This window comes from Drouetiella sp., assembly GCF_059504425.1.
Genome location: NZ_JCACIN010000009.1, coordinates 77,658 through 88,683 on the forward strand (window position 1 = coordinate 77,658; position 11,026 = coordinate 88,683).

Annotated in this window: 9 protein-coding genes; 6 read left to right on the forward strand and 3 right to left on the reverse strand. The window is 48.5% G+C overall.

The annotated features are described in order from the left end of the window. Positions 1–32: 32 nt before the first annotated feature. The 5 genes from AC5JMP_RS02205 (at position 33) to AC5JMP_RS02225 (ending at position 6,767) form a co-directional block, all read left to right on the forward strand. Positions 33–1,310: an O-antigen ligase family protein gene (locus AC5JMP_RS02205; RefSeq protein WP_495849790.1), complete on the forward strand. Its 1,278-nt coding sequence runs from the start codon at positions 33–35 to the stop codon at positions 1,308–1,310. Positions 1,311–1,715: 405 nt separating this feature from the next. Continuing rightward, the gene (locus tag AC5JMP_RS02210) at positions 1,716–2,540 is read left to right on the forward strand and encodes an ABC transporter permease (protein WP_495849791.1); all 825 of its coding nucleotides are present in this window, start codon (positions 1,716–1,718) and stop codon (positions 2,538–2,540) included. Between the two features lie 8 nt (positions 2,541–2,548). Further along, positions 2,549–3,343, forward strand: a complete 795-nt coding sequence (locus AC5JMP_RS02215; RefSeq protein WP_495849792.1) for an ABC transporter ATP-binding protein — start codon at positions 2,549–2,551, stop codon at positions 3,341–3,343. A 52-nt stretch (positions 3,344–3,395) separates the two neighbouring features. Continuing rightward, positions 3,396–5,144 (forward strand): hypothetical protein, encoded by a 1,749-nt coding sequence (locus AC5JMP_RS02220; protein WP_495849793.1) that lies wholly within the window; start codon positions 3,396–3,398, stop codon positions 5,142–5,144. Between the two features lie 231 nt (positions 5,145–5,375). Next, positions 5,376–6,767, forward strand: coding sequence for an alpha-amylase (locus tag AC5JMP_RS02225; protein WP_495849794.1), 1,392 nt, complete (start codon positions 5,376–5,378; stop codon positions 6,765–6,767). Positions 6,768–6,862: 95 nt separating this feature from the next. Here the strand turns inward: AC5JMP_RS02225 and AC5JMP_RS02230 are convergent, their stop codons facing one another. Beyond that, positions 6,863–7,642 (reverse strand): DODA-type extradiol aromatic ring-opening family dioxygenase, encoded by a 780-nt coding sequence (locus tag AC5JMP_RS02230; RefSeq protein WP_495849795.1) that lies wholly within the window; start codon positions 7,640–7,642, stop codon positions 6,863–6,865. A gap of 121 nt (positions 7,643–7,763) precedes the next feature. Further along, positions 7,764–8,216, reverse strand: coding sequence for a MarR family winged helix-turn-helix transcriptional regulator (locus AC5JMP_RS02235; protein WP_495849796.1), 453 nt, complete (start codon positions 8,214–8,216; stop codon positions 7,764–7,766). 248 nt (positions 8,217–8,464) lie between these two features. On the opposite strand from AC5JMP_RS02235, the gene mnmH reads away from it, so the two are divergent. After that, the gene (gene mnmH / locus AC5JMP_RS02240; RefSeq protein ID WP_495849797.1) at positions 8,465–9,484 is read left to right on the forward strand and encodes a tRNA 2-selenouridine(34) synthase MnmH; all 1,020 of its coding nucleotides are present in this window, start codon (positions 8,465–8,467) and stop codon (positions 9,482–9,484) included. 36 nt (positions 9,485–9,520) lie between these two features. Here mnmH and AC5JMP_RS02245 read toward each other — a convergent pair whose 3' ends face one another. Beyond that, positions 9,521–10,102, reverse strand: coding sequence for a thioredoxin family protein (locus AC5JMP_RS02245; RefSeq protein WP_495849798.1), 582 nt, complete (start codon positions 10,100–10,102; stop codon positions 9,521–9,523). Positions 10,103–11,026: the final 924 nt, after the last annotated feature.

Below are 11,026 nucleotides of genomic sequence, written 5' to 3' on the forward strand. Positions count from 1 at the left end.
GGCTTTGGTAAATCCATCCGGACGATCGCGCTATGAATTGGCTCAAACACCGGGTTGAACCCGCGCTCACCGTACTGTGCTTGTTTCACTACTCTCAGGGAGCGCTACCGCTGATTCTGCGTAGAGGAGTCAGTGAGGGCGATAACGTTTCTAGCAGCTCATTTGATTACTCTCTAAATCTACAAATCTTTTTTGTCATTTACCTGCTGACATTTTTTTTGCTATTTATTCGCTGGAAAAAAGTTTTGCATACTAGCTTAAAAGACGGCTGGATATGGCTACTGCTTGGATTTGCTATCTTCTCGTTTTCCTGGTCTTTAGCTCCCTCAAAAACTATTAGCAGCTGGATTGCGTTACTGATCACAACGCTGTTTGGGCTTTATTTCGCAACCCGGTACACCCTCAAAGAGCAGCTTCAGCTTTTGGCGTGGATGTACGGTATTTCTGTCGTGTTGAGTATTCTATTTGCGATCGTTCCGCCTCATTACGGCATTATGGGCGGTGTTCATGCGGGCGCATTCCGAGGCATTCATCTCCACAAAAATGGCTTTGGCAAAATTATGGTGCCTGGGGTAATTGTTTTTGCGCTGTTGGCGATCGATACTCCTAAATATCGGGTTTTGCTGTGGGGAAGCTGCGCCGTTACGGTGGCTCTACTGATTTTGGCAGAGTCTACAACTGCCGTCGTCAATACCCTAATTCTGGTTGCTGCCCTACAGATCTATCGCGCTTTTCGATGGCGATACACTCTTTTGGTTCCTTCCTTGTTTGCGCTTTTCTTTGCTAGTGTCGGCTCCTACACGTTGCTGATATTTAATTCAGATACCTTTTTTAATCTGCTGGGCAAAGATCCTAGCCTGACAGGTCGCACCGATTTTTGGCCCATAGTTGTGGAAATCATTGCTAAGCGTCCTTGGCTGGGGTACGGCTACAACGCTTTTTGGAATGGCGTTAGCGACGAGTCTGCCTACATCGCTCAGGCTGCTCGATGGGAAGTTCCGGATTCGCACAACGGGCTGCTTGATGTGTGGTTGATGTTGGGGGCTGTAGGAGTTACTCTTTTCCTGTTCAGTTTTTGGACGAGTGCGGTAAGGGCGATCGCCTGGATACGACTCAATCCCCGACCGGAGGCAGTATGGCCAATGCTCTACCTCACCTACATGGTTTTGGCTAATTTGACTGAAAGCAGCTTGATGATTCAGAACAATATGTTTTGGATGCTTTACTCTGCAACGGTTTTCTCGGTTTTGATGCCGCCTGCCACGCCTGCTTCTATTGCGCCTGCCCCTACCGTGCCTGAAATCCTCTAAATCTCAGCTGCCTGCTCCTCTCGTGTTCAACAGGAAGGTGAGCTGATCATTACTTTGGAACTCTAGAAAATAGCGATCGTCTCTTTGTCTTTGTGAGACCATACAGCTTCATATAGCCATAATTATTGGGTTTAGGACATTTTTGAGGGCGCGCGGAGCGCGCCCTCAAAAATGTCCCCCTCCTAATTGCTGTGAATACAGCTATGCAATCACGCACTACTCCTGCAACATATTTTGCATCCTGCCAGAGTAGAGTATTATCTTGCTTTGTGGCGTATGTGTGGGTTTCGGGTAAAACCAATACTGAAATCTGTGTAGAGTACGATAGAGATGGTTTCTAGGAGAGTTTGAGACAGAATCAGCATTAAGTGGTTGAGCATTAACGATTTCAGAGGAGTGGCGTGAGTGGCAAGTGGAGATGTCAGGCTGGCAACTGCGAGAGGTAAGGTGCAGCACCATGGCAGTGAGAGGAGTTGGGAGAGCTATCGAGATCTCTTGTTGGTTTTAGTTCAAAAAGAGCTGAAAGTTCGGTACAACAACAAGGTTTTAGGATATTTGTGGTCGATCGCCAATCCTCTATCCTCTGCGCTGATCTATTACATTGCGTTCAAGGTTTTCATGCGGGTTCAGATTGAAGACTACCCGCTGGTGCTGATTTCGGGCGTGTTTCCCTGGCAGTGGTTCACCAATGCCGTAGGCTCATCGACTGGGCTGTTTGTCGGAAACTCGTCGATCATTAAGAAAGTAAACTTTCCTAAGCAGATTGTGCCGCTCTCAGGTGGGCTAAATCATCTAATCCACTACATCGTTTCTATTCCGGTTATCCTGCTGTTTCTGTTTATATTCCACAAGTCGCCAACGCTATCCTGGCTTTATGGGTTTCCCATTCTACTGACCATCCAGTTCATCATGGTTTACGGTATTAGCCTGCTGCTAGCATCCCTCAATGTCTTTCTTAGAGATTTAGAGCGGTTAGTCGGCATTGTTCTCCACTTTGTCTTCTACATCACGCCGATTCTCTACCCCCTGGAAAATCTGCCTAAGCGATTTAGAGACGCACTTTACCTTAATCCTGTTGCACCTCTAATGGTGAGCTGGCGTGAGCTGATTTTGCAGGGAAAGCTAGATCCTATGAACTTGGGAGTGAGCTTGGGTTATGCCCTGCTGTTTTTTGCGATCGGATATTGGGTCTATCGCAAGCTTTCCTGGAAATTTGCGGAAGTTATATGAGAGAGACAGTGAGAGAGCCGGTCATTAGTTTTCAGAATGTTAGCAAGTCCTATGCTTTCTATCGGCAGATTACGGGTATCAAGAACTTTGCCTTTAATCTGCACCGCAGCTTAGCCTCTATTAAAAATGCTCAGTATGAGGCGCTACGAGACATCTCGTTTGATGTGTATAAGGGCGAAAACTTTGGCATTATCGGTCACAATGGCGCCGGAAAGAGTACGGCGCTGGGGCTGATTGCTGGAGTTCTAGAACCCACACGCGGCAGGGTTGTGGTGAGAGGCAGAATTTCGCCTCTGCTGGCGCTGGGGGCAGGATTTCATCCGGAGCTGACGGGCAGAGAAAACATTATTCTTAATGGCGTGCTGATGGGTCTGACTCGGCGCGAAATTATGAAAAAGATGGATGAGATCATTGATTTCGCTGAGTTGGGCGAGTTCATTGATAGCCCCATTCGGGTTTACTCTAGGGGAATGCTGGCAAGGCTGGGCTTTGCGGTCGTCGCCTCTCTTGATCCAGAGATTTTGCTGATCGACGAAATCCTGGGCGTTGGCGATATCCGTTTTCAGAAGAAGTGTCAGGAGAAGATGCTGAGCTTCAAAGAAAGTGGGGTGACGCTGCTGCTGGTGACGCATTCGATCGCCAGCATTGCCAAACTTTGCGATCGCGCCCTCTGGATCGAAGATCACGTCGTCAGAATGATTGGCGATCCCTATGAAATTGCTGAGCAATATTGCAAGGCGGCAGGCGTAGAAGTCGATTTGGGAGTTCCGACTAAAGGTGAACTCAGCACCACAAGTTTGTAGACAAGCGTTGTGTCGCTCAAAAGTTTATTCAGTAAAAGTGTCAGGCTGATTCATGAGAAATTTTCCGGCGCAATATCAATTGCAACCTCAGGATGTTTTGAACTTCTCGCACATCCCTAAAACCGCAGGCATGACCTTTAGAACGATCGTCGAAGATCAGTTTCGGGACGAGGAAACCTGCCCTGCGACTCTGAATGCGCAAATCAAGCCTATTCCATCCGAGGAGTTTGCAAAATATCGCCTGTTTCGTGGGCACTTAGCCTACACAAATCTGCCGGAACTGCTGCCTCCTGGTAAGCGGATGATTAACGTGACTGTGCTGCGAGAGCCGATCGCTCGCGTCATTTCTCACTACGAGTACATCCGCAGAATGCCGGGAGATCCTTTTTATGAAGCTGTCAAAGACATGACCCTAGAGGAGTTTGCCCATAAGCTCCCAGCAGGCAGCCTCAAGAAAAATTTGCAAACTTATTATTTGGCTAAGCTAATCAAGTTTGATTTGTCGCAAACGCCACCTGACGAAATCTTTGAGCTTGCTAAGCAAAGTTTAGATCAGTGCGCCTTCGTGGGTTTGGTAGAGCGGTTTCAAGATTCGCTCTATCTCCTATCCTATATTTTTGGCTGGAATCCCATTATCAATACGCGCCGAGAGAATGCTGCTAAATCTAAAAGCCCGCTAGATGAAATCCCGGCGACAACGCTAGAAGTCCTTAAGGAAAATAGCGCTTACGATATCGAGCTTTATCAGTACGCCAAAGATATTTTTGAGCAGCGGTTTGATCAGATGGAGCAAGATTTGCGGCAAAAGTACCTGAGTCAGGCAGAACCGCCTTCTTCAGAGCCGATCTCTTCAGAAGCGCTAGCTAAACTGCTCGACAAGCACTACAACCAGCGCTATGCAGATCGGCGGATTCCTACCTCTGAGCAGACTTCTTACAATTTCGCTGAACCTCTGCGGGGTTCGGGCTGGCAGCGCCGAGAGCGATCGCCAGAGCTAGGTGGCTTCCGCTGGATGGGTCCTGGCACGATCGCCACCCTGGATCTACCGCTGCAAATTAACCCTGAGACTGACTTGGTAATTGAGTTTCGGGTTCTGCATACCCATCTTGTGGCTCCAGACATTCTCAATAGCCTGACTGTTGCAGTCAATGGGCAGTCGATCGCCCTAGACATTCTCCATAATGACCAAGGCTCTCGCTTTTACCACGGGTTTATTCCTAGTGCAGTGCTGAAAAGCGATCGCGTCTTCACGGAATTTGCGTTTCAGGTTTGTCGCACTGCTTCACTACAGGAGCTTTTTCCCAATAATCCAGATGCCCGAATTCTAGGGCTGGCTTTCAATTATATGCAGGTGTTTCCAGCAAAGCTGCAATATCAAAAAAGCTCCCTGGCTTCCACGTTTGATTCTCCAGCCTGGAAAATGACGGCTGAGTTTCTTCAGCAGCAAGCCCAAGCTGAGGAAACGATCGCTGCTCCTCTAATTTTTCGAGCTGCGGTGCCTCGGTCTATCGTCAGCTATGATGCGTTTTTACGCGGAGACACGGCATCTTGGGCGGTAGTGCACAAAGGTAAGGGCGATCGCACGGGGGCCTTACTGTTCAAGTTTTTCACTCAAGGCTATGCGCCTGTTTTTGCCAACGAAGTATTTGTAGTGTTCACAAAGCGTCAGGATTTGCCGCATCTTGCCTACAATTCACTTCATATCAAGCCTTTATATGCTGATTTTTTGAAGCGCAACGTTATAAAGAATGCAAAATCAGCGTATCGAAAATATTTAGGCTCAAAACCCTCTCCAGTCTAGTCAAGCTCGTGATGGCAATGGAAGATATGGGATTTCAGCTTACAGAGCGGGAATACTGCATTACCTGGGATGGTTGACGCATCGCCCTATTTAGCTATCTATCATGTCTGACTGCTAGATCTCATGAGGTTTAAGAAATTCTGGTGTAGTGCATTATTCTTCAGCTTTTTGGTGTTGCCCCTGTTGCTGACCTCCAAAAGCTTTGATGGTTTCTTCGCGGTATCTTCATCTGTGTCTTCACCAGTCCCAACCTCTTCTTCCGAGCGTTCTGTCTTTGTTCACCTATTTGAATGGAAATGGGATGACGTGGCGCAAGAGTGCGAGAACTTCTTAGCGCCCAATGGCTATGGTGCGGTACAGGTTTCGCCCGCTACTGAGCATATTCTGGCTCCCCAAAATCCATGGTGGCAGCGCTATCAGCCTGTCAGTTACAAGATCAACAGCCGCAGTGGCGATCGCTCTCAGTTTGCCCAAATGATTGCTCGATGCCATGCCGTAGGAGTGAAAGTGTATGCTGATGCGGTGATTAACCACATGGCAGGTATAGAGGGTGGCGTAGGCAGCGCGGGTTCCGTTTTCACCAAATATGACTATCCAGGTCTGTATCAGCCCAGTGATTTTCATACTTGTAAAGCCAACATTAAAAACTACGGCATTCATAAAGAAGTGACTCAGTGCGAGCTAGTAGGCTTAGCTGATTTAGATACCAGTTCGCCCAAAGTGCGGCGGCAAATTGCTAATTACCTGGCAGACTTGGTGCATCTGGGTGTAGATGGCTTCCGAGTAGATGCGGCTAAGCACATGGACACGCAAGATATCGGGGCGATCGTTCAGTTGCTGCAAAACGCCACAAATGTCAAGCCGTTTATCTATCAGGAAGTCATTGATCCTGGGAATGAAGCTGTTCGTAAAAGCGAATATTATCCCAACGGCAAGGTCATTGAATCTGAGTATGGGAAATTTCTGGGGGCAAAATTCCTTGGCATTGGCGGTCAAACCTTGTCTCAGCTCCAGACCTTGGGTGAAGCTTGGGGGCTGATGCCTAACGAAAAGGCGATCGTTTTTATCGACAACCACGACAAGCAGCGCGGACATGCGGGTGGAGGCACCTATCTAACCTATAAAAACGGCAAACTCTACGATCTTGCCAATGTCTTTATGCTGGCGTTTCCCTATGGCACGCCGCAGGTGATGTCTAGCTATGTTTTCACAGATTCTGATCAAGGTCCTCCTGCTAATGCTCAAGGGCAAACTGATGCAGTGTACGTGAACGGTCAAACCACCTGCTTGAAGCAGTGGGTCTGCGAACATCGCCATAGAGCGATCGCCCCTATGGTGAAATTTCGCAATCAGGTTGCACCTGATGCGCCCGTAACTCACTGGTGGAGTAATGGCAATAATCAAATTGCCTTCGGTCGTGGTAGTCAAGGGTTTGTGGTGATCAATCGTGAGAACCAGCTGCTAACTCAAACGTTTCAGACTAACTTACCTGCGGGACAATATCGCAACCTAATCGCAGAAGAAGCTTTACCTGAGCCAATGATCGTCAATGCTAAGGGCGAACTGATGGTGACTGTGAATGGGATGGAGGCGATCGCCATTAATCTAAACTCGAAGCTATAACTGTCGCCAGTTTGCTTCGGACATTTTTGGTGGGGCGCTTCGCGCCCCACCAAAAATGTCCCTGTCCTAACCGCCTTGGCGGTTGCCATATAGCCCTAGTCAAAGGCATAAGCTGCCATGCTAAACACGCTATAGGTATAGCTATTGTGGAGGCGGGTTCCTTTTGCAGTTCCCCCTGCTGCCCCCAACGCCACAAATAGCGGTAGCAGATGCTCATCTGTTGGGTGATTTTCTTTGGCATAGGGCGCAAGCTGACGATAGCTGAGTAGTGAAGCAAGATCATGCTGAGCGATCGTCGCCGCCAGCCACTCATCGAACCTCTTGACCCAGGTGGGCGGATTCGCATCGCTGCTAGCGCCAAATGCTTGCAGGTTATGGGTGGCTCCGCCACTAGCAAGGATTAATACCCCTTCCCGTCTCAGCGGTTCTAGCGCTTTCCCAACGCGCAAATGATGCGTGGGATCTGCATCATATTGAATGGATAGCTGAGTGACGGGAATATCTGCCTCTGGATATGTCAAGAGTAGCGGTGCCCAAGCGCCGTGATCTAAGCCGCGATTAGAGTGAACTGTCCCCGATAAACTGTGCTGATTCAGCAATGTCGCGACTCGGTCTGCCAAATCGGGTGCACCGGGTGCAGGATAGGTCAGTTGATACAGCGATGCCGGAAAACCAGAAAAGTCATGGATTGTCTGAGGTTGTAGTGCCCTACTCACGGTTGGGTGAGAAGTATTCCAGTGGGCTGAAACCACCAAAATTGCCTTAGGTTTTGGGAACTGCTGACCCAACTGCTTCAGAAAGCTGTGTGCTTCCCCCTCGTGGGTAGATAGATCAGGTGCGCCATGAGAAATAAATAAAGTTGGGAATTGCTCCATACATCCTTCCTTCTTCAGAAAATCCTTGTTTAAAACTATACGGGTTAAAACTGTACTTACTAGAACTGTATGGTCTAAAACTATCACATGATTTCTGAGCTTGTCAAGAAACACAACGCTCCTATCCAGGTTGAAAAGCTTGGCGGAGGCGACTTAGCAGAACCCTAAGCAGCTCCAGTTCTGAAGGTTCAAGCTGCTCAAACCGCTGTTTTAAATGAGCAATATGAGCTGGAAAGACTTGCTCGAATACCTTCTCTCCGGCTGGCGTGAGCCGCACAATGACGCTACGACGATTATCTCCTGGGATTTCTCGCGCCGCTAATTGTTTTTGTATCAAGCGATCGATTACTCCAGTTAATGTTCCTTTTGTAATCAGCGTCTTTTCACCTAGCTCTCCCATGCACATACCTGCTGTGTTTCCTAATGTGGCAATGACATCAAACTGAGCCGGAGTCAGATCGAGCTGGCGCAGGTGGGTCTCCGAACAGGCAGAAAACACCTGATAAGCCCGTGCCAACTCACGCATGGTCGGCAGAAAGGATTCTTTTGCTGCGGCATTGGCGAGAGTAATCATTGCAAGTATTAATTGTTCTACCTAGAAGTATTTTGGCTGTCTATGTGAGAGCAGTAACAAGAAAATATTAGTTGCTAAATAACAGCTTCTATGGAGCTTGCTCGGATCTAGAGATTAGCACTGCGATCGAGGGATTGTTGGTAGGTGCATTGATCTCGCGCGAATTGCAGATTTCCGCCTATCGGCAATGTGTACAAGATTATGAGTAGATTAGTATTGGTCTCATTCAGCAGAACAGCTTAGCTCACTTGATTCAAACGTCTTTAGAGAGTTTTTTGAGCGCACCAGGTATCATTCTTGATGTGCGTAGTCCCGCTGAATATCAGCAAGGGCATATTCCAGGAGCCGTCAGTTTTCCTCTATTTACGGATGCAGAACGCACCCAGGTGGGTACCTGCTATAAGCAGAAGGGGCGAGATGAAGCTGTGGAGTTGGGATTTGCGATCGCAGGACCCAAGTTTTCCCAGTTTATTGCCGATGCAAAACAGCTCTCTCCCGATCGCCACGTCCGAATTCACTGTTGGCGGGGTGGGATGCGAAGTGGCGCAGTCGCCTGGGTGCTAGAAACCGCAGGATTTAAGTTAATCACGCTAGCAGGTGGCTACAAAATGTTTCGCCGCTGGGCGATCGCCATTTTCGAGCCACCCAAACCCATTCTGATCGTGGGCGGTATGACGGGTACAGGCAAAACCAACATCCTTGCGGCTCTGCATCACAAAAAAGCGCAGGTATTGGATCTGGAAGGGTTAGCCAGCCATCGAGGCAGCAGCTATGGCAGCTTAGGATTGCCGCCTCAGCCTACAAATGAGCAATTTGAAAATGAAATTGCGGTACGTTGGGCAGCCTTTGATCCCAACCAGCCTGTTTGGATTGAGGCGGAAAGCAATCGCATTGGCACCTGCCGAGTCCCCGAATCTTTGTTTCTTCAGATGAATCAAGCTACCGTGCTAGAAATTAAGCGATCGCGTTCAGAACGTCTATCAACGCTAGTTCAAGTCTATGGAAGTGCCGATCGTCAAGATTTGATTAGTGCTACGATGCGCATCCAAAAAAGGCTAGGCGGGCAGCGCACCAAAGAAGCGATCGAGCTGATTCAATCCAATCAACTAACGGAAGCCTTTGATATTATCCTGGGCTACTACGATAAGACTTATACCTACGATTTGCAACGCCGCAACGTCAAAATTTATCCGATCGAAGCCACAGGTCTGCAAGCTGCCGACGTTGCTACAACGTTGCTTGCAGACCTGCCTCAGCTGAAACTGTAACTCGGTTGAACAAAGCTTGCCTTCGCAATCTGTTTTTTACCCAAAATAATCCGGTGCGTTTCCCGGCTTCCACTTAATGTTGCAGCCGATACTAGGCTTTTGGTCCACAAGAGTTGGCTGATCTGACAGTAAGGAATCGATCGCCTTTCTTAAATCTTGACCATTCACGGGTTTATCATTTCCCGGACGGCTATCATCTAGCTGTCCTCGATAAGCAAGCTTGCCCTCACCATCAAACAAGAAAAAATCGGGTGTACAGGCTGCCGTGTAAGCTTTAGCAGTCTCCTGGCTCTCGTCGTAGCAAACAGGAAATGTAAAGCCCAACGTCTCTGCCATTGCCTTAAGGTGGTCAGGCGAATCATCCGGATAATTGGCGACATCGTTAGCGCTAATGGCAACTATGCCAACATTGCGATCGCTATAGTCCTTCCCCAACCTAGCGAGCTCTTCCCGTACATGAATGACAAAGGGGCAATGCTGACAAACAAACATTACCAACAGCGCCTTCTTCCCTGCAAAAGTTGCCAGTGAGATTGTTGCCCCCGTCACCACGTCCGGCAATTGAAAGTCAGGAGCCGAAGTTCCCAATGCCAACATTGTTGAGGCAGTTCTTGCCACGATCGCTTCTCCCTAAATACACGCCTCACTGATCCTACCGTAAGAAGCAGAGACAGCTGATTAAAACTTGCAAGATGCAGGGCAAACGCATACTTTTAGATGTGAAGATCGGTGGTGATAATTTGGGACACCACTCATGTTCCAGCCATCTTAGTCCTCTGTGTCTTTGATAGAGCACTTCAAACATCTAGAAGACCCGCGAGTAAAGAATCGATTACTCGATGTCATTGCCCTGAGCCTCTGCGCGTGCAGGGGAGATAGCTGAGTCAATAATGGTAGAACTTGCCGCAGCCAAGGAAGAATGGCTGCGGCAAGTTCTACCATTATCGGGCGGCATCTCAATCTCATAACACAATTGAGCGTTTGTTTGCCGCTCTCAACCCTCAAATGCTGTAGGAGTGCTTCTTGGGCTGGGTGAAAGTGATAGCACTCCTGATTCCAGACGAAACCATCATCATTGTGTGATGGCAAGACCCCGCGTCCTTCCTATGAAGCAGGAGATGGCTCAGGCGCAACCCATAGGCTTGGTGCCTGAGCCAGCCAACATCGACTGATGTCGGGGCAACGGAAGATGGATAAAAATCCAATGTCTATACTCTCATGCACTCTTGACTATCTGAGAGTATGCGTTTGCCCTGCTACAAGATGCTCTACTCCCTGCTTTGCTCTAAAGCTCTGTGATATAGCTGTGTTCATCATGCTCTTCTGAACACAGCTATACGTGTTCAGAAGAGTCAGGCTCACAACCTATCGCTGCTTTGGATCTATGGCTAGTCGCGATTATGAGTCGCTCACAAGGATGCTTCTCCTCATCAAAACCAGGCATATGCAAAATTACTTTCAATTACCAGTTGACAGAGCTTGGAAACCTCCGCTATATTGATAAAGCGGTCGAGGGGGGACGAAGCGAAGCGAGAGCGGAGC

Coding starts and splice junctions, on each gene's coding strand:
- AC5JMP_RS02230 (WP_495849795.1), bottom strand. CDS start 7,642: ATGGAGCAATTCCCAACTTTATTTATTTCTCATGGCGCACCTGATCTA.
- AC5JMP_RS02205 (WP_495849790.1), top strand. CDS start 33: ATGAATTGGCTCAAACACCGGGTTGAACCCGCGCTCACCGTACTGTGC.
- AC5JMP_RS02220 (WP_495849793.1), top strand. CDS start 3,396: ATGAGAAATTTTCCGGCGCAATATCAATTGCAACCTCAGGATGTTTTG.
- AC5JMP_RS02235 (WP_495849796.1), bottom strand. CDS start 8,216: ATGATTACTCTCGCCAATGCCGCAGCAAAAGAATCCTTTCTGCCGACC.